This window comes from Nocardiopsis sp. B62, from assembly GCF_018070675.1.
GTDB classification, from domain to species: domain Bacteria; phylum Actinomycetota; class Actinomycetes; order Streptosporangiales; family Streptosporangiaceae; genus Nocardiopsis; species Nocardiopsis prasina.
Genome location: NZ_JAGPXK010000005.1, coordinates 65,748 through 84,584 on the forward strand (window position 1 = coordinate 65,748; position 18,837 = coordinate 84,584).

The 18,837-nt window shown below is 70.8% G+C and carries 16 protein-coding genes and 1 riboswitch; of the genes, 8 read left to right on the forward strand and 8 right to left on the reverse strand.

Annotation, left to right across the window (positions count from 1 at the left end; genetic code table 11):
- Positions 1-18: 18 nt before the first annotated feature.
- Positions 19-303 (reverse strand): DUF3263 domain-containing protein, encoded by a 285-nt coding sequence (locus KBX21_RS07700; RefSeq protein ID WP_017544090.1) that lies wholly within the window; start codon positions 301-303, stop codon positions 19-21.
- 230 nt (positions 304-533) lie between these two features.
- On the opposite strand from KBX21_RS07700, the gene KBX21_RS07705 reads away from it, so the two are divergent.
- The 3 genes from KBX21_RS07705 to KBX21_RS07715 all read left to right on the forward strand — a co-directional run bounded on the left by KBX21_RS07705 (position 534) and on the right by KBX21_RS07715 (position 3,360).
- Positions 534-1,691: a S8 family serine peptidase gene (locus KBX21_RS07705; RefSeq protein ID WP_210841475.1), complete on the forward strand. Its 1,158-nt coding sequence runs from the start codon at positions 534-536 to the stop codon at positions 1,689-1,691.
- A gap of 157 nt (positions 1,692-1,848) precedes the next feature.
- Positions 1,849-2,640: a class I SAM-dependent methyltransferase gene (locus KBX21_RS07710; RefSeq protein ID WP_210841476.1), complete on the forward strand. Its 792-nt coding sequence runs from the start codon at positions 1,849-1,851 to the stop codon at positions 2,638-2,640.
- A 114-nt stretch (positions 2,641-2,754) separates the two neighbouring features.
- Positions 2,755-3,360: a GrpB family protein gene (locus tag KBX21_RS07715; protein WP_210841477.1), complete on the forward strand. Its 606-nt coding sequence runs from the start codon at positions 2,755-2,757 to the stop codon at positions 3,358-3,360.
- Positions 3,361-3,581: 221 nt separating this feature from the next.
- On the opposite strand, the gene KBX21_RS07720 is transcribed toward KBX21_RS07715, so the two are convergent.
- Positions 3,582-5,021 carry a trehalose-6-phosphate synthase gene (locus KBX21_RS07720; protein WP_210841589.1) on the reverse strand — a complete coding sequence of 480 codons (1,440 nt, stop codon included), beginning with the start codon at positions 5,019-5,021 and terminating at the stop codon, positions 3,582-3,584.
- A 270-nt stretch (positions 5,022-5,291) separates the two neighbouring features.
- Positions 5,292-5,432: riboswitch (SAM riboswitch) on the forward strand.
- 13 nt (positions 5,433-5,445) lie between these two features.
- Here KBX21_RS07720 and thrC point away from each other — a divergent pair.
- The 3 genes from thrC to groL all read left to right on the forward strand — a co-directional run bounded on the left by thrC (position 5,446) and on the right by groL (position 9,678).
- Positions 5,446-6,705: a threonine synthase gene (thrC, locus tag KBX21_RS07725; RefSeq protein WP_017544085.1), complete on the forward strand. Its 1,260-nt coding sequence runs from the start codon at positions 5,446-5,448 to the stop codon at positions 6,703-6,705.
- Positions 6,706-6,766: 61 nt separating this feature from the next.
- Positions 6,767-7,045 (forward strand): ubiquitin-like small modifier protein 1, encoded by a 279-nt coding sequence (locus KBX21_RS07730; RefSeq protein ID WP_017544084.1) that lies wholly within the window; start codon positions 6,767-6,769, stop codon positions 7,043-7,045.
- Between the two features lie 1,001 nt (positions 7,046-8,046).
- Complete coding sequence (gene groL / locus KBX21_RS07735) at positions 8,047-9,678, forward strand: chaperonin GroEL (protein ID WP_049569508.1); 1,632 nt, start codon at positions 8,047-8,049, stop codon at positions 9,676-9,678.
- A 124-nt stretch (positions 9,679-9,802) separates the two neighbouring features.
- Here groL and zwf read toward each other — a convergent pair whose 3' ends face one another.
- From zwf to KBX21_RS07750, 3 genes are all read right to left on the reverse strand, one after another.
- Positions 9,803-11,230, reverse strand: coding sequence for a glucose-6-phosphate dehydrogenase (gene zwf, locus KBX21_RS07740; RefSeq protein WP_210841478.1), 1,428 nt, complete (start codon positions 11,228-11,230; stop codon positions 9,803-9,805).
- Positions 11,231-11,554: 324 nt separating this feature from the next.
- Complete coding sequence (locus KBX21_RS07745) at positions 11,555-12,046, reverse strand: NUDIX hydrolase (RefSeq protein WP_210841479.1); 492 nt, start codon at positions 12,044-12,046, stop codon at positions 11,555-11,557.
- Positions 12,047-12,122: 76 nt separating this feature from the next.
- On the reverse strand, positions 12,123-12,446 hold the full coding sequence (locus tag KBX21_RS07750; RefSeq protein ID WP_199776502.1) for a hypothetical protein: 324 nt from the start codon (positions 12,444-12,446) through the stop codon (positions 12,123-12,125).
- Positions 12,447-12,958: 512 nt separating this feature from the next.
- On the opposite strand from KBX21_RS07750, the gene KBX21_RS07755 reads away from it, so the two are divergent.
- Positions 12,959-13,246, forward strand: a complete 288-nt coding sequence (locus KBX21_RS07755; protein ID WP_017544075.1) for a hypothetical protein — start codon at positions 12,959-12,961, stop codon at positions 13,244-13,246.
- Positions 13,247-13,398: 152 nt separating this feature from the next.
- Here the strand turns inward: KBX21_RS07755 and KBX21_RS07760 are convergent, their stop codons facing one another.
- The 3 genes from KBX21_RS07760 to KBX21_RS07770 all read right to left on the reverse strand — a co-directional run bounded on the left by KBX21_RS07760 (position 13,399) and on the right by KBX21_RS07770 (position 17,816).
- Positions 13,399-14,154: a cyclopropane-fatty-acyl-phospholipid synthase family protein gene (locus KBX21_RS07760; protein WP_210841480.1), complete on the reverse strand. Its 756-nt coding sequence runs from the start codon at positions 14,152-14,154 to the stop codon at positions 13,399-13,401.
- 102 nt (positions 14,155-14,256) lie between these two features.
- Positions 14,257-16,104, reverse strand: a complete 1,848-nt coding sequence (locus KBX21_RS07765; RefSeq protein WP_210841481.1) for an ABC transporter ATP-binding protein — start codon at positions 16,102-16,104, stop codon at positions 14,257-14,259.
- Positions 16,101-17,816: an ABC transporter ATP-binding protein gene (locus KBX21_RS07770; protein ID WP_210841482.1), complete on the reverse strand. Its 1,716-nt coding sequence runs from the start codon at positions 17,814-17,816 to the stop codon at positions 16,101-16,103. The genes KBX21_RS07765 and KBX21_RS07770 overlap by 4 nt, the downstream gene beginning before the upstream one ends.
- A gap of 142 nt (positions 17,817-17,958) precedes the next feature.
- Between KBX21_RS07770 and KBX21_RS07775 the strand changes: the two genes are divergently transcribed.
- Positions 17,959-18,813 (forward strand): CPBP family intramembrane glutamic endopeptidase, encoded by an 855-nt coding sequence (locus tag KBX21_RS07775; RefSeq protein ID WP_049569483.1) that lies wholly within the window; start codon positions 17,959-17,961, stop codon positions 18,811-18,813.
- Positions 18,814-18,837 lie beyond the last annotated feature (24 nt).

Below are 18,837 nucleotides of genomic sequence, written 5' to 3' on the forward strand. Positions count from 1 at the left end.
GTGGCCCGCTCGGTCGCCCTACAGGTGGATGCCCAGCTGGCGGGCGTTGCGCTGACGTCTGCGGTCGGCGCGCAGGCGGCGCAGGCGCTTGACGGTCATGGGGTCGAAGGCGAGCGCCTCGGGGCGCTCGACCAGACCGTTGAGCAGTTGGTAGTAGCGGGTCGCGGAGAACCCGAACTCGTCACGGATCGCCTGTTCCTTGGATCCCTCGAACTTCCACCACTGGCGTTCGAAGGCGAGGATGCGCTGTTCGCGCTCGGCGAGGGCCGACTGACCGTCGTCGGACGGACCGATGTTCGGCATGGGACACCCCCTGGACGGGTCATTGGTTTGTCCGGATCGGCGCGACTCATGCTAGCGACTCGCCATGCCGGATGAGGAGCGCGAAACCCAGGACTGGCACCAGGGATACAGTTACGTGTCCTACCCCCCGGGTCACTTGTCCAAGCCTGGATCCTGTGCGCATGACAGAATCGCGAGGGTCCGGGGAGGGCCCGGCGCAGCACCGACCGCAACGTTCGAGGGAGCCTGACGTGCTCGGGGGCAACAGCCGTAGCAGGACACACCAGCGCCACGTGTTGGGCGCCACGGCGGGCGCCTGCGCGGCGCTCACCGTACTGGGACTGACGGCGGTTCCAGCCGCCGCCGACGTACCCGACTTCCGCCCGGAGCAGTGGGCCCTGACCTCCATCGGAGCCCAGGAGGCCTGGGAGACCAGCCAGGGTCAGGGCGTGACCGTGGCCCTTCCGGGGGTCTCCGTGGACGAGGACCACCCCGACCTCCGGGACAACCTGGTGGTCGACACCGAGTTCGGGACGAACGGCAACGACACCGATCCCGGCACGGCGGCGGGCGCGCTGGTCGTCGGACACGGCCACGGCATGGACGCGGACGGCGGGGTGCTGGGCGTGGCCCCGGCCGCGAGGCTGCTGGTCCTGCCCACCGACGACGGCCCCGCGGACGTCATCGGCTACGCCGTGGAGCAGGGGGCCCAGGTCGTCCTGCTCCAGGACGAGGTCGAACAGGACGAGGACCTCCAGGCGGCGACCGCGTCGGCCGCGCGGAGCGGGACATTGGTTGTCGCCCCGGCGGGCGGCGAGGCGGACCCGAACGTCCTGGCGGTGGGCGGTGTGGACGAGGAGGGCGTGCTCCTGCCCGACTCGCCCCCGTCCGAGTCGATCGACCTCCTCGCGCCCGGCGCCGAGCTGTCCACGGCCGGCCCGGACATGGGTCAGACCGACGTGACCGGCACCCCGTACGCCGCCGCGGTGGCCGCGGGTGCGGCCGCGTTGCTGACCTCCGAGTACCCGCAGCTGGGCGCCGAGAAGCTCCGTGAGGCCCTGGTGCAGGGCTCCCAGCAGGGCGGGCAGGGGCTGGCGTCCCTGTACCTGCCCTCGGCCGTCGCGCAGGCCTCAGGGAACGCCCAGGACATGCCGCTCGTCGACGACAACCTGGTGCAGGACGACTCCCCGACCGTTCCGGTGTGGATGTGGTTCGCGCTGGTCGGCGTGGTGCTGGCGCTGATCGTGATCGTGCTGGTGCTGTGGGTGCGCCGGACCAGCAAGGACCCCTACGGGGTGGCGGCCGAGCGGCAGGAGGAGGACCAGCGGCTCGCCGCAGAGCGGGCCGAGCAGGCCCGGGCCGAGGAGCGCCCCTCCCGGCGCAAGGGCGGCCGCCGCCGCAAGAAGTAGGCGCGGCGTCGAGTCGGCTGAGGTCACACGCCCCCTGGCGGGGCGAGCCGTGGCGGATCGGGCGAAAAGCCCGTGACGCCACGGCTTTTCGTTGGTTAGGGTCCTTGCGGCACCACACTTAGCTCGGCTCGGCGACACCTCGACGGTGGGAGACAGCATGGTTCGGATGCGGGACGGCAGCGCGGGCGACGCGGACTACGGGGTCATCGCCCGCACGTACACGGACCACCGGCAACCGGAACCGAGGATCGCCGAACTCCTCCACGCCGCCCTGGGAGACGCCCGGACGGTGCTCAACGTCGGTGCCGGGGCCGGGTCCTACGAACCCGCCGACCGCGACGTCACTCCCGTGGAGCCCTCGGCCAGCATGCGGGCCCGGCGCCCCGGGCACCTGCCCGCGGCGGTCGACGGCACCGCCGAGTCGCTGCCGTTCCCCGACGACTCCTTCGACGCCGCCATGACCACCTTCAGCGTCCACCAGTGGTCCGACCTCGCCAGGGGCCTGGCGGAGGTCCGGCGAGTGACCACGGGCCCCGTCGTGGTGCTGACCTGCGACCCCGCCCTGGTACGCGACTTCTGGCTGTACGACTACTGCCCGGAGGTCCTGGACACCGAGGCGCGCCGCTACCCGGAGCCGTCGGTTCTGGCCGAGGGGCTGGGCGGCACGACCACCGTCACCCGGGTGCCCATCCCGCTCGACTGCTCGGACGGCTTCAACGAGGCCTACTACGCGCGCCCCGAGGTGCTGCTCGACCCCGGGGCCCGGCAGGCCTGTTCGGCGTGGAGCTTCGTCGACGAGGCCGCGCACACCCGCTTCCACGAGCACCTCTCCCGCGACCTCCGCGACGGCACGTGGGACGCGCGCCACGGCCACCTGCGCGAACTCCCCGAGTGGGAGGGCTCGCTCGTCCTGGTGGTCTCCACCCCCGAGGGGCGCTCCAAGGCCTGACCGTCGCGTTCGGTCATGCCGATCCGACGGTCGGTAGTGTCACGTATGCGCGTGCATATGTAAGGCACGTCGAAAGCCTTGACGCGGGTACGCCGGACGGCAAGGCTTTGTGGAATGTCGCCTCTCGAAACGCCCTCTCTGCCCTCACGAGGAGACAGGCGGGTCGCCTCCGACCCCATGGCACGCAACCTGGTGAACGGTCGCGTGCGCCTCTCCGAACCCGACCCCAAGTGGCCCTACCTGTTCCGCCAGGAGGAATCCCGTATCCGGGGTGCACTCGGGGACCGCGTGCTGTCCCTGGACCATGTCGGCTCCACCTCGGTGCCCGGCCTCGCGGCCAAACCCTGCGTGGACCTGGTCATGGCCGTCGCCGACCCCTCCGACGAGGCCGCCTACCTGAACGACCTGGAGAAGGTGGGATACACCCTGGTCATCGCCGAACCCGACTGGTACGAACACCGGGTCCTCAAGGGCCCCAGCGTCAACCTCAACCTCCACGTGTTCGGCCAGGGGTGCGAGGAGATCGACCGCATGCGGCTCTTCCGCGACTACCTCATCGCGGACGCCGGGGCCCGGGAACGCTACACCGCGGTCAAGCGCGAACTCTCCGAGCGCACCTGGAAGCGCATCCAGGACTACGCCGACGCCAAGTCCGGCATCGTCACCGAACTCCTCGCCGAGGCCGAGGCCTGGAAGGCGGCCACCTCCCGGAACCACTGACCGGATACCGGTCGGGCGCCCGGTGACTTACCGGATGACCGGAGTCCGACCGAGAGCCAGCCGGTCGTGGACCGGAACGCGACCCCGCCGAAGGGCGTGTCCAGCACGGGACACGCCCTCGCGTTGTTCCTGGCGTCCTGTCGCTCCTGGTGTTCCGGCGCGTCCCGACGCCCGGCACCCGCCCGGCCCCGCCGAGGCCGAGCGGCCCACGTCGAACCCCGTCAGCCGTCCAGGGAACGCAGCTGGTCCTGGAACCAGCGGCGCGGCGGCAGTGCCACGGCGGCCTCGGCCAGCCGTCCCCGGCGCTCCTTGCGCTCCCCCTCGGGCATCGACAGCGCCCGGTGCAGCGCCTCGGCGGTCTCCACGGTGTCGTAGGGGTTGACCAGCAGGGCGTCCCCGCCCAGCTCGTCCGCCGCCCCCGCCTCACGCGAGAGCACCAGCACCGAATCCCGCTCCGAGAGCACCGGGCCCTCCTTCGCGACCAGGTTCATACCGTCCCGGATCGGGTTCACCAGCAGCACGTCGGCCATCTGGAACGAGGCCAGCGACCGCGGGTAGTCGTCGTTGACCTCCAGTACCAGCGGCGTCCACTCGGGGGTGGAGAACTCCTCGTTGATCTCCTTCGCGATCCGTAGCACGGAGTCCGTGTACTCCCGGTACTCCGGCACGTCGCCCCTGCTCGGGTAGGCGAAGGCCAGGTGGGTGACCCGGCCCCGCCACTCCGGGTGCGCCGTCAGCAGCTCCCGGTACGCCTCCAGACCGCGCACGATGTTCTTGGACAGCTCCGTGCGGTCCACCCGGACGATCAGCCGGGTGTCGCCCACGGCCTCACCCAGCGTCCGCCTGCGGTCCGCCACGGCGGGCTCCGACGCGCTCTCCCGCAGCCCCTCCTCGTCCGCGCCCAGGGCGTGCACGCCCACCTCGACGATCCGGCCCCCGTGCTCCACGGTGCGCCGTTCGAGGTCGACGTCGGCGCGCAGGATCTCGGCGCAGCAGCGCAGGAACGCGTCGGCCCAGCGCGGGCTCAGGAACCCCAGCCGGTCGGCGCCGAGCATCCCCTCCAGCAGCTCCCGGGCCACCTGGGTGGGCAGCATCCGGAAGTACTCGGGCGGGGCCCACGGAGTGTGCGAGAAGTGGGCGATCCGCAGGTCCGGTCGGCGGGCGCGCAGGATGCGCGGCACCAGCGCCAGGTGGTAGTCCTGCACGGCCACGCGCGCGTTCTCGGCGGCACCGCTGACCAGCGCCTCCGCGAAGGCGTTGTTGTAGGCGGCGTAGTCCTCCCACTGGCTGCGGAACTCCGAGCCGAAGGAGGGCTTGTTCGGGGTGTCGTACAGCATGTGCTGCACGAACCACAGGGTCGAGTTGGCCACCCCGGTGTAGGCGCCCGAGAAGGTCGTCTCAGGGATGTCCAACATGTGGACTCGCATGCCGTCGAGGTCGTGCGCGAGGTCCAGACGGGCCCCCGGCGCCTCGGTGGCGGCGCGGCGGTCGGCGTCCGACAGGGCCGCGCACACCCACAGTCCGTCGATCTCGGTGGCCACGGAGATCATCCCCGAGACCAGTCCTCCGCCGCCCCGACGGTGCTCAAGCGAGCCGTCGTCGGCGGTGGAGAAGGAGACCGGGCCCCTGTTGGAGGCTATGAGGATCTGAGCCTTGTCCACGTGGTCGTCCTCTCGACGAAGGATGCTCTGGGGATCACGCACTCCTCCTAGGTCTCGCCTAGGGACAGTCGCCCCAAACCCCCTCGCGGGCAACGGTGGACACCGTCACAGGGGAGCCGGTTCCGTACTCGGGTCGCGCCGCACGTGGACGGTGTCGTCTCAGCATTCGAGCCGCTTTGTGTAATCCGGATCACCCGGCGTGGAAAATCGGTCAGCACCTCAGTTACAGTGACGGTGCGTTCTCGGAGAAGAACCGCCACAACTTCATATTGCTCATCCAGAGGGGTGGAGGGACCGGCCCTGCGAAGCCCCGGCAACCATCTCGGCATGTGGAACCGCGATCAACGCGACCCGTCGAGGCAGGTGCCAACTCCGGCCTGGGGTCAAGGTGGCCACCAGGGAAGATGAGGGGAGACGCCTCGCCATGGCGATTGCCGCCGCTGAACCCACCTCCGTTCGCGCCTTCGGTCCCGGGACCGCGCTGTCCTGTCGGGAGTGCGGTGAGCGCTACGAACTCTCGCCGAGCTTCGCCTGCCAGTTCTGTTTCGGCCCCCTGGAGATCGCCTACGACTTCGGGCCCGTCACCCGCGAGCAGATCGAGAGCGGCCCCAAGAACATCTGGCGCTACCGCTCCCTCCTCCCGGTCCCCGACAACGTGGCCGACCTGCCCAACATGAACCCCGGCCTCACCCCCCTCGTCCGGGCCGACCGCCTCGCCGCCGAACTCGGCCTGCGCTCCCTGCACGTCAAGGACGACTCCGCCAACCCCACGCACTCCTTCAAGGACCGCGTGGTCGCGATCGCCGTCGAGGCCGCCCGCACCTTCGGGTTCACCACCCTCTCCTGCTCCTCCACCGGCAACCTCGCCGGTGCCGTGGGTGCCGCCGCCGCGCGTGCCGGATTCGACTCGTGCGTGTTCATCCCGGCCGGCCTGGAGGAGGGCAAGGTCGTGATGGCCGCCGTCTACGGCGGGAAGGTCGTGGCCATCGACGGCAACTACGACGACGTCAACCGCTTCTGCTCCGAGCTCATCGGCGACGAGGCGGGCGAGAGCTGGGGCTTCACCAACGTCAACCTGCGGCCGTACTACGCCGAGGGCTCCAAGACGCTGGCCTACGAGATCGCCGAGCAGCTCGGCTGGCGCCTGCCCGAGCAGATCGTCATTCCGATCGCCTCCGGATCGCAGCTCACCAAGATCGACAAGGGCTTCCAGGAACTGATCAGGGTCGGCCTCGTCGAGGACCGCCCCTACAAGGTGTTCGGCGCGCAGGCCACGGGCTGCTCGCCGGTCGCCCGCGCCTGGGCCGACGGGCACGACGTCATCCAGCCGGTCAAGCCGGACACCATCGCCAAGTCGCTGGCGATCGGCAACCCCGCAGACGGCCCGTACGTGCTGGACATCGCCAACCGCACCGGCGGGGCGATCGAACACGTGGGTGACGACGAGATCGTCGACGCCATCAAGCTGCTGGCCCGCACGGAGGGGATCTTCGCGGAGACGGCGGGCGGCGTGACCACCGGTGTCCTGCGCAAGCTGGTCCGCGAGGGCAGGCTCGACCCCGAGGCGGAGACGGTCATCGTCAACACCGGCGACGGGCTCAAGACCCTCAACGCCGTCGACTCGGGTGTCACCGCCACCATCAAGCCGTCCCTGGAGGCCTTCAAGGCCGAGGGCCTGGCCTGATCCGGGCCCGCCCCACGTTCACCACCCCGCGCAGCACCCACGTCCCAGGAGTACGAACACCATGAGCGTCAGCGTCCGCGTGCCCACCATCCTGCGCACCTACACCAACGACGCGTCCGAGGTGACCGCCGAGGGCGGCACCCTGGCAGAGGTCCTGGACCACCTGGAGGCCAACCACCCGGGCATCCTCGCCCGCGTGCTCGACGACGGCGGCAAGGTCCGCCGCTTCGTCAACGTCTACGTCGGCGACGAGGACGTCCGCTTCGAGAAGGGCCTACAGACCGAGGTCCGGGACGGCCAGCAGATCTCGATCATCCCCGCCGTCGCCGGGGGCTGCTGACGCACGGGCAGTGGCGAACCACGGGGCGGGCGCCGGTCGGTGCCCGCCCCGCCGCGTGCCCGGACCCTCGTAACCTGGGAGGGAGATTCTCCAGGGGACGAGGGTGGCGATGTCGGCGACGCGGTTGTTGGTGCGGAGAGAGAAGAGATGAATCACGTGGGTCCTTTGGGGTCTCTTGTCTTCGGTGTCCAACTTCTGAGAAGTTGGAAAAACAACCCCTTGCCGCTGGTAAGTTTCCTGTTCAAATAGTCTGCTCCCCGCGCACGCGGGGATGGACCCGACCAGCCCCCCAGGTACGCCCGCCGTCCACCCTGCTCCCCGCGCACGCGGGGATGGACCCGGGTCTCGGGTCAAACGCTCCCCGCGCACGCGGGGATGGACCCGGGTCTCGGGTCAAACTGGCGTACTCGGTGGCCTGCTCCCCGCGCACGCGGGGATGGACCCAGCATCATCCCCGACCTGGTCAACGGCGTGATCTGCTCCCCGCGTGCGCGGGGATGGACCCACCGCGTGGATGTTCTCCAACATGGCCCCGGCCTGCTCCCCGCGTGCGCGGGGATGGACCCAGGGTCACCCTGCGGCCGCGCCGGGAGGCCTGCTGCCCCCCGCGCACGCGGGGATGGGCCCGCTTGCGCGCCAACGTTCAACCAGATGGTGGGCGGGCCCTTGGTTACCGGGCTGGCGGGACCTGGCCACCCGGTTCCACCAGGGGTTCGTCCGTTGTTCGCCGAGCGCTCAAACCGCCCTGTGGAGGGAAGTCCGCGCTGTTCAGGGCTGTTTCCGAAGCTGGGGAAATCGTGACCACATCGTTTGCACTCTCCATGGCCGAGTGCTAAAAAAGGGAGTGGTTAGCACTCACCTATACCGAGTGCTAACCGGATCGAGGCTGCGAGATCGTGGTCCTCCGGCAGCAGGGTTGCCGGTGCGAACGCGGTCGTCCGTCGCGGGCGCACGCCTCGTCCCATCGCGTATCAGCCCGGTCACGGGAGGACAAGAACTCAATGGCAGCCAAACTGATCGCGTTCGACGAGGAGGCCCGTCGCGGCCTCGAGCGCGGCATGAACCAGCTCGCTGACGCCGTGAAGGTCACGCTCGGCCCGAAGGGTCGCAACGTCGTCCTGGAGAAGAAGTGGGGCGCCCCCACTATCACCAACGACGGTGTCTCCATCGCCAAGGAGATCGAGCTCGAGGACCCCTGGGAGAAGATCGGGGCCGAGCTGGTCAAGGAGGTCGCCAAGAAGACGGACGACGTCGCCGGTGACGGTACGACCACCGCCACCGTCCTGGCCCAGGCTCTCGTCCGCGAGGGTCTGCGCAACGTCGCCGCCGGCGCCAACCCGATCGGCCTCAAGCGCGGCATCGAGGCCGCCGTGGCCCGCATCAACGAGGAGCTCGGCAACCTCTCGAAGGACGTCGAGACCAAGGAGCAGATCGCCTCCACCGCCTCCATCTCCGCTGGTGACACCCAGATCGGTGAGACCATCGCCGAGGCGATGGACAAGGTCGGCAAGGAAGGCGTCATCACCGTCGAGGAGGGGCAGACCTTCGGGCTCGAGCTTGAGCTCGCCGAGGGCATGCGCTTCGACAAGGGCTACATCTCGCCCTACTTCGCCACCGACCTTGAGCGCATGGAGACGGTCCTCGAGGACCCCTACATCCTCATCGTCAACTCGAAGATCTCCAACAACAACGAGTTCCTGCCCGTTGTCGAGAAGGTCCTCCAGTCCGGCCGTCCGCTGATGGTCATCGCCGAGGACGTCGCCGACGGCGCCCTGCAGACCCTCGTGGTCAACAAGATCCGCGGCACCTTCAAGTCCGTCGCCGTCAAGGCTCCGGGCTTCGGTGACCGCCGCAAGGCCCAGCTCGGCGACATCGCCGTGCTGACCGGCGGCCAGGTCATCACCGAGGAGGTCGGCCTCAAGCTCGAGAACACCGAGCTCGACCTGCTGGGCCGCGCCCGCAAGGTCGTCGTCACCAAGGACGAGACCACCATCGTCGACGGTGCCGGTGACGCCACCGCCATCGCCGGTCGCGTGAACGAGATCCGCAACGAGATCGAGCGCACCGACTCCGACTACGACCGCGAGAAGCTCCAGGAGCGCCTCGCGCGTCTGGCCGGCGGCGTGGCCGTCATCAAGGCCGGTGCCGCCACCGAGGTGGAGCTCAAGGAGCGCAAGCACCGCATCGAGGACGCCGTCCGCAACGCCAAGGCCGCGGTCGAAGAGGGCATCCTGCCCGGCGGTGGCGTCGCGCTGCTGCAGGCCAGCGTCCCCGCGTTCGAGAAGCTGGACCTCGAGGGTGACGAGGCCATCGGCGCCGACATCGTGCGTCGCGCCATCGCCGAGCCGCTCAAGATGATCGCGGTCAACGCCGGCCTCGAAGGCGGAGTCGTGGCGGACAAGGTCAAGCACCTGGAGCCCGGTTTCGGCCTCAACGCCGCCACCGGCGAGTACACCGACCTGTTCAAGGACGGCGTCATCGACCCGACCAAGGTCACCCGTTCCGCTCTGCAGAACGCGTCGTCCATCGCTGGTCTGTTCCTGACCACCGAGGCCGTCATCGCCGACAAGCCGGAGAAGGCCTCGGCTCCCGCCGGCGACCCGACCGGTGGCATGGGCGGCATGGACTTCTAGCAGGTCCGTGACACCGGGCGTGAGCCCGTAGGCGCCTGAGGTCCGGATACGCGACCTCGCCCGCGACGACCGGGCGGTCCCCATGGGGACCGCCCGGTTTCGCTCTTTCCGGGACCCCCGGGGGTCAATCCTGGGCGGGCCCGTGCGGACGGATCGCGTCGGCCAGTTGGTGCCAGCCCTGCGGTCCCGGGAGCACCTGCGCCGACTCCGGTCCGTAGGAGCCCGCAAGGTAAGGTTCGGGCTCCGTCGCCGAGTCCATCAGCGGGTCGACGATCCGCCACGACTCCTCGACCACGTCGAAGCGCACGAACTGCTCCGGGCTGCCCACCACGGCGCCGTGCAGCACGTGGTCGTAGGCCTCGTGCCCCCGGCCCAGTTGGCGTTCCACGTCGGCCGCGAGCACGAGGCGCGCCGCCGAGTCGCTCTCCGCGCCGGGTTCGTTGAGCAGCATCTCGAAGGTCACCCCGGACCACGGTTCCAGCTGGAACCGGACCAGGTTGGCTGGCCCCGGGTAGAGGTCGGCGGCGGGGCGCTTCAGCTCGGCCACCACCTCCCATGAGGTGAGGGGCATGTGCTTGCCCGAGCGAACGTAGAAGGGCACGCCCGCCCAGCGGCGGTTGTCCACCCACATGCGCAGCGCGAAGAAGGTCTCCGTGGTGGAGCCGGGGCCGACCCCCTCCGTGCTGAGGTAGCCGTCGTAGCGGCCCCGGATCGCGTCGGCCGGTTCGATGGTGCGCACGGCGCGCAGCAGGCGCAGCGTCTCGTCCTTGACCACCGAGGGGTCGGTGGAGACCGGCGCGTCCATCGTGAGCAGCGCGAACAGCTGGAGCAGGTGGTTCTGGAACACGTCCCGGACCGCCCCTGCGGCGTCATAGAACGACCCCCGGTCGTCCACCCCGAAGTCCTCGGCCATGGTGATCTGCACGTTGTCCACGAACGTCCGGTTCCACACGGGCTCCAGCAGGGTGTTGCCGAACCGGGTCACCGGCAGCCCCCGGACGGGTTCCTCGCCCAGGAAGTGGTCGACGAGGTAGAGGCTCTCCGAGGGGAAGCACTCCAGGAGCGCGCGGTGGAGTTCGCGGGCCGAGGCGAGGTCGTGGCCGAAGGGCTTCTCCACCACCAGGCGGGCGTCACGGTTGAGCCCGGCGTCCGCCAGGGCGCGGGCCACCGTGGTGAACAGCGCGGGTGGCACCGCCAGGTAGTGGGCGGTGTGGGAACCGTCGGGCAGGGTCGCGGCGAGGTCCGCGTAGGTGCGGGGGTCGTTGAGGTCGCCGGTGACCAGCGTCATCCGGTCGGTCAGGGACCGCATGACGGACTCGTCCAGGGTGGTGGAGGCCTCGGAACCGGTCTCGGCGAGGTGCTCGGTGACGGCCTCGCGGGTCCGCCGCCGCAACTCCTCTGTGTCCCAGTCGGACTTGGCCACCCCCACGATCCGGGTGCGCAGCTCCTCCCGTTCCGCCAGGTGGTAGAGGGCGGGCATGAGGTACTTCCGGGCGAGGTCACCGGTCACTCCGAAGATCACCAGGGTGTCGGCGTTGGGTCCTGTGGTCATGCTGTCCCCTCGTCGGCGGCCGGTGCGCGGCGGCGCACGTTGGCGGGGGTACCCGGTCCGGGCCGCTGACGTGCCCAAGGAAGGGCCAAGAAAGGGTGACCGGGCCGACCTGGGGCGTCCGCGCCGGGGGCTCCTGCCAGCGTCCAGGAGCCCTGGGCGATCCGGTGCAGGTGGGCCAGCTGATGCCGCAGCCCTCGTCCAGGACGTCGCGCGCCCCGCGGGCCGCCGTCCGGCGCACCACCCAGGGGGAGGGGCGGTCGTCGTGGCTCCACGGATGCCGCAGGTGGGCGGTGCGGGTCCGTGCCGTGGGCGTCCTCGGACCGGCTAAAGAGGGGCTGACCCCGCGTCCCGGCCGTCGAGCCAGGCGCGGACCGCCGCCTTCACCTGCGGGGTGAGGTCGCTGTCCGCGTACTCCTCGGCCGGTATCCAGCGCAGGTCCGTGTGCTCCTCGGAGAGCACCGCCTCCGCGCCGTCGTGGGGGAGCGCGAAGGTGAACTGGCGCTTGCGCACCCCGTGCCGGGAGACGTAGTCGAACCAGGTCACGAACGGTTCGAGGGGCAGCGCGCCGGGTGCCCGGCCGATCTCCTCCCGCAGTTCCCGCGCGAGGCCTTCCAGGATGGCCTCCCCGGGGTCCACCCCGCCCGAGGGGAGGCTCTCCGCGCCGGGGAAGGAGGTGTCGTCGTCGCGGCGGCGCAGCAGCAGGATCTCCCGCCCCGAGTCCCGGTGGACGATCGCGCCCGCCGCGTACCGTTCGACGCCCGCCGCTCGGGCCTGGTCGGCCAGGTCATCGAAGGCCGTCGGTTCCGTGGTGTCCATGGGGTGACCGTACCGAGCGGCGGGGCGGGCCGTCGGTGTCCGGCTCCGGTCGACACCGGAACCGGACACCCGTGCTCTACCGTGGGCCGGTAATGCGCAGGGCCACCAGGGTGGCGAGCATCCACGCGACCCCGGCCACGATCAGCGTGACGGCCGCGGGGGCTCCGACGACGTGGGCCAGGCCGCCGAGCGCGAGAGGGGGAAGGACGGTTCCGCTCAGGGCGAGGAACGAGGCCGAGGCCCGCTCGGCGGGGGAACCGGCTCGGGCTTTGCCCTTGAAGCGGGCCGAGAGCCCCTCCGAGCTGAGACGCGCCTCCATCCCGTAGGTGAAGGGGGTCCGGTCGATGTCGACGTCCGCTCGCGAGCGCGGGGACTCGGCGTCCAGACGGAGTTCCCTCACGTGTGGTTCTTCCCGAGTCTCCCGCTGCTGCGGGGGCTGCCCCGGGGGATCTCCCATGAACGAACCTCCAGCCGTTGGCGTACAGGGGGGGTGGTGCCGCTCCCTGGTTCGATGGGGGCCAGGCCGGCACCTGGTGACGCCGAAGCGCCGAGTGTCCACGCTCCGTAGCCTACCATGTGGGTGTCTTTTGGTGCATGTGATGTGATGACGAATGATGCCTTGACCGCATCTCATATCAGTCTGTTAAGCTTTCCCTAGCCTTACCAAAGTCGCGGAAGTGCTGGGGGGAGATGCCGATGGCCGGGTTCAGCTCATGGACGTGCCCCGGCCCGTGCCGCTGTCGGAGGGATCTCCGCGTCGAGGCGTTCGACCCTCCGTGCGAGCCCCGTCGTTTCCCCGTGCCGACCGCGCCGTCCCGCGTGCGGTGTCTCCGGCACGCTCCGAGTTCGTGTTTCCCGCGGCTCCTCGCGGATCGAGCCCACCGCAGTCAAGCCAGAGAACGAGGTCGCGCCATGTCACCCAAGGGCACAGGAACAGAACTCACCGACGCCTCCCAGGGGCGGGGCCGCCCTGCCGGGAGAAGGGTCGCCGGATCCCCGGCGCGGGTCACCGTCAACCTCACCGCGCGCTCCACGAAGGCGATGGAGGAGGCCGTCGCCGCGACGGGTGACACCCAGACCGACGTCATCAACCGCGCCCTTCAGGTGTACGCCTACCTTGAGTCCGTCATGGCCGAGGGCGACCGCGTCTACGTCGAGAACGCCGAGACCCAGGAGCGGGAGCGCCTGCGCTTCTTCTGAACCCTCCCCTTCGGCGTGCCCGGCAAGCCACGGGTGCCGTGCCAGTGCCCCGACCGTGAGCGCCGAGTGTCCACACCACCGCCGCCCGGTCGGGCGCACGAACGCCGGGAGCAGCCGAACGTCATCCCGGTGTCGTGCGCGGTCGACTCGCCTCAGACCCGTAGCAGGGTGAGGTAGGCGAACCCTTGCGTCTCCCGCTGGGCGTGCACGCGCGCGTGGCGGTGCCGGTCGGCGCGGTCGCGGACCTCGTCGAAGTCGGGGGAGTCGGGATTCTCCCGCAGCCAGTCCTCCCAGCCCAGGCAGTGCCGGTTCTCGAACTCGTCCCACTCGTCCACGGTGGTCTCCGCCAGCGCGATCAGCCGGAAGCCGTGGGAGAGAGCGAAGTCCACCAGCTCTGGCATGGAACGGTACTGGTCGCGCGGGATGAACGGCATGGCCGCCATCTCGGCGTCGGTCGGCGGCCGCTTCCAGAAGCACTCGGCGAACGCCGCCCGGCCGCCCGGTCTGGTCAGGTCGGCCAGGGCCGCCAGGGCGTTGGCCGTGTGCACCACAGGGTCACCGCCCCACACGTGGCTGGCGCCGATGTTGAGCATGACGTCCGCGGGTTCGCCCCGCCACGCGCCGACGTTCCCGGCCACCAGTTCGACCCGGTCGGCCAGCCCGCGCTCCTTGGCGTTGGCCCGGCCGAGCCGGACGTAGTCCTCGCTGAGGTCGATGCCGAACCCGGTCGCGGTGGGTTCGGTCGCCAGTGTGCGGAGCAGCAGTTCGGCCCAGCCGCAGCCGACGTCCACCACGTGGCGATCCGTCAGGGGACCCAGTGAACGGATCAGACGAACGGCCCGCTCGTCGTTGAGCGGGCCGTTGAAGTCGACGTCGCGGTACAGCGGGGGAACCTCGGGGGTGGTCATCGGAGGAGGATCACTCGTGCGAGGGTGGTCTGTCAACGCTTTTCCGGCGCCCGCTTCCCGCGCCCCGTTTCCTACGCCCCGTTTCCGGCCCCTGCCCCGGGCTCAGCCCTCCCCGTGCCAGGCGTTCCACAGTGCCGCGTAGGAGCCGCCCCGGGCGATGAGTTCATCGTGGGTGCCGAGCTCGACGATCCGGCCGCCGTCCACCACGGCCACGCGGTCCGCGTCGTGCGCGGTGTACAGGCGGTGGGCGATCGCGACGACGGTGCGGCCCGCCAGGACTCCGGCGAGCGAGCCCTCCAGTCGGCGGGCCGAACGGGGGTCGATCATCGAGGTGGCCTCGTCCAGCACCAGGACCTGGGGGTCGGCCAGCACGACCCGGGCCAGGGCCAGCTGCTGCACGTGGGCGGGGTCCAGGGCGTCGCGCCCGGAGCCCACCAGGGTGTCCAGGCCGTCCGGCAGCGCGCGCACCCAGGCGTCGGCGTCCACCGCCTCCAACGCCCGCCACAGCCGGTCCCGGTCCACGCTCTCGTCGTCCAGCGCCAGGGCCAGGTTCTCGGCGATCGTGCCCCGGAACACGTGGCTTTCCTGGCTGAGCAGGATCGCCCGTTCCCGGCGCTCCTCGGGGGACAGCGAGGTCAGGTCCGCGCCGCCGACGCGCACGGTTCCGGTGCCGGGCAGGTACACCCCGGCGAGGAGCTTTCCGAGGGTGGACTTTCCGGCTCCGCTCGGCCCGACCATGGCGAGCCGTTCCCCGGGGCGCAGGTCGAGGTCCACCCCGCGCAGCACCTCCGTGCCGGGGGAGTAGCCGAACCGCACACCGTGGACGGCCACGGTGCCGGGCTCACCTGCCTGGGCCTCGGGTTCGGCACCGGGGAACGCGGGCCCGTCTGGTTCCTGGACCCCCAGGAGGCGTCGCATCGCGGTGAAGCCGACCATCATGTTGTCGATCTGGTCGATCATGCGCTCCAACGGCCTGGACATCTGCACGGTCAGGAACACCGCCGTGGCGATCTGTCCCAGGGAGAGCTCGCCCTGGACGTGCAGCACTCCCGCGACGAGGAAGGTCGTGGCCGAGGCGAACATGTACGAGAACTCCAGCGGCGGATACCAGACGGTCCGCAGCCACAGCGTGTACCGCTCGGCCAGGTACGCGCGGCGCACGTCGGCGTCCGTGCGCAGGTCCTGCCACCGCTGGCGGCCCAGCGCCTCCAGCGTGTGCGCACCCTCCACCGTGTCGGACACACCCTGGGTGAGCCTGGAGTAGGTGCCCATCTCGGCCAGGTACCCGTCCGGGGCCCGCCGCGCGTACCAACGCGTACTCACCCAGATGACCAGCGCGGACGGCACCCACGCGAGCAACAGCGCCGGGTGCAGGAAGGCCTGGGCCGCCATGATGACCAGCACCGTGGCCACACCGGTGGCGAACACCGGCAGCGACTCACGCACCATCACGCTCAGCGAGTTGATGTCGCGGCCGGTCCGCGAGACCAGGTCGCCGGTGCCCGCGCGCTCCACGGTGCCCAGGGGCAGCCGCAGCACCGACCGGACGAACTCCTCGCGCAGCTCGGACAGCAGCCCCTCGCCGAAGCGGATGGACTGGGCCACGGCCGCCAGCAGAAGGGCGGCGTTGACCAGCAGGGACGCCACGATGACCAGGGCCATGGCGTCCACGCGCCCCGGCGCGGCGCCGTCACGGACGGCGTCGATGACCGTCCCGAGCACCCACGGGGCGACCAGCGCCGACCCCGTGGCCAGCGCGTACAGCGCGACGACCTGGATCAGGAGCGGTCCGTGGTCGCGGCCCGCGCGGCGCATCCGCCGCCACACCACGGGGACGGGTGCCACCGGGAGGGCCGTCGGGTCGACCGCGACGGTGGGCGGACCCCCGGAAACGGAGGGCGGCGGCGCGGGTTCCTCGGCAGGGTGCCGGGGGTCGGCTGTCTGGGTCATACCCTCTCCTCCTCCAGCGTCGTGCGCAGGACGGTGGCGGCGTAGGCTTCCTCGGTGCGCAGAAGGTCCCGGTGGGCACCCTCTGCGGCCACCCGGCCCTCCACCACGAACTGGACGTGGTCGGTGCGGTCCAGCAGCAGCGGGCTGGTGGTGACCACCCCGGTGGTGCGGTCGGCGCGGACCCCTCGGAGCCGTTCGGCGACGGCGGCCTCAGAGTGGGCGTCCACCGCCGAGGTGGGTTCGACGAGGACCAGCACGTCGGGGTCCCTGAGCAGGGCACGGGCCAGGCGCAGGCGCTGCTGCTGTCCGCCGGAGTACTCGCGGGCGCGTTCGGTGAGTTCGACCTCCAGCCCCAGGGGGGACTGGGCGAGCACGTCCTCAGCCGACGCGGCTCGGAGCATGGCGGTGACGTGCTCGTCCGTGCCGGTGCCGTCGGGGTCGAGTTCGTCGCGCAACCGGCCGGAGAACAGGTGGGCGTCGTTTCCCGCGACCAGCACGCGGCGGCGGACCTCCCGCAGCGGCAGATCGTCCAAGGGGACGGCGGACAGCTCGGCGGCGCCGTTCCGGTAGCGGCCCAGCCGCTCGACCAGCGGGCCCACGTCGGCCTGGTCGGCGCAGACCACGCCGGTCACCCTCCCGTGGTGCAGGAGCACCCCGCTCGTCGGGTCGTGCAGGTCGTGCGGCCCGGTGAGCGCCTGGGCCGGGGCAGCGGATTCCGTGAGGTCGTGCTCCAATCCCAGCACACGCACCACGCGGCTGGCCGCGACCCGGGCGGTCACCAGGTCGGAGGAGAAGAGCATGAAGTAGCGGACGGAGCTCGCCAGCGCGCCCGTGTAGCCGTAGAAGGAGACCAGCTGGCCCACGGTGATCTCGCCGACCAGAGCCAGCCGCGCGCCGTACCAGACGATCCCGACCAGGAGCAGTCCCGGGTAGAGGGTGCGGACGGCCTCCAGCGCGGCGTCCATCCAGCCCACCCGGACGCCCGCGGCCCGTACCCTCTGGGACTCGGCTCGGTACCGTTCGCCGGTCGACCGCTCACCGCCCACCCCGCGCAGGACCCGCAGCCCGGCCACGAGGTCGGTGGCGCGGGTGGTGAGCTCGGCCTGCCGGTCGCGGTGGGCGTGCGTGCGGCGGTTGAGCGGACGCAGCAGCGGGACCATGCCGACGACGATCAGCGGTACCGCCACCAGGACGATCAGACCGAAGGTGACGTGGGAGGTCAGCATCAGGAAGGCGACCATCAGGACCGCGACCATGGAGGAGACGGCCAGGTTGGAGCGTTCGTAGAAAGCGCCGAGCCGGTCGATGTCGTCGGTGCCGACCGCCACGACCTCGCCGGTGGGCAGCCGACGGGTGAGCGTCGGCCCCAGCCGTGAGGAGTGGCGGGTGATGAGCTGCATCGTTCGGTACGCGGACGCGTACCAGTTGAAGCAGCTCGCGCGTTCGAACAGGGGCGTCAGGGCCGCGCCCGCCACGGCGCACAGTCCGATGAGCGCGAACCAGTACATCAGGGTGCCGTATCCGCCGCCGTCCAGCCCGGAGTCGAGCGCCGCGCCGAGCACGAACGACACCAGGATCGTGCTCAGGTAGTACGCGGAGGCGACCAGAGAGGCCCACAGCAGTGAGCGCCACTCCTTGCGGACGAGCCAGAGGAGGTAGCGGTTGGCGGAGCGGTGGTCCGGAATGCCCGGGGGCTGGGGAAGTACGCGCACAGTTACCGCACCCTAACCAGGTCCTCCGGAGGAGACCACTGGTTTTTCCGGCAGGCGGAGAACCCGTCGGCGGTCGTGTTCAGGGGGTTCTCCGGGTGTTCCCGGATGGTGCGAGGCGGCCCCGGAGCGGGAGGCTGGTGCCATGAACGACACAACCCTCCGTGAGGTCGGGCCCGCCCGGCCTGGTCTCCCCCTGCGGATCGCGGTCGTCACCGTCGGCGCCGTGCTGATCTGGGTCGCCATCACCCTGGCCAACGACCTGCTGTTCGTGGAACCCGGGGGCCGGGGCAACCTCACCCACTGGACGAACGCCGGGATCGCCGTCGTCCTGGGGACGGCGTTGGTCTGGGCGGCCCGCCGCCACCTGGATCGCCGCCCGTGGTCCGGTCTGGGGCTGACCGGCCCGCGCGAGGCCTGGTGGCCGCTGCTCGTGGGCGCGCTCGCCTGGCTGCTCCCGGCCGCGCTCGGGCTGGGGTTCGCCCTCGCCCTCGGGGCCTCGATCACCCCGAGCGTTCCCGCGAGCCGGATCGTGCTCTCCCTGGTGCTGCTCACGGTGCTGGTGCTGCTCTACGAGGCCCTGCCGGAGGAGCTGATCTTCCGGGGGTACCTCTTCCGCAACCTCAACACCGCGATGTCCGCCTGGTTGGCGGTGTTCGCGCAGGCGGCGCTGTTCACCCTGTGGGGGACCGGCCTGTGGGTCCTCACCGGCGGGTGGGAGGTCGTCGCCGAGAGGGTGCCGCTGTTCCTCGGTATGAGCGTGGTGCTGGGCTGCCTGCGGGTGGTCACCGGGAACCTCTGGGCCTGCGTGGGCTTCCACCTGGCCTTCCAGGTGGCGGCGCAGGCCGTGCTGAGCTGGGACCTGTTCGAGGTGAACGGGGTCGACACCGTCATGGCGACCGTGTTCCTGCTCCCGTTCGCACTCGGGGTCACCGTCGCCATGCTGATCCTGCGAGACACCGGCAGCTGGACCGGGCGGGTCCCCGACCCGTCGTCCTGAACGCGGCACGGCTCATTGGGGAGG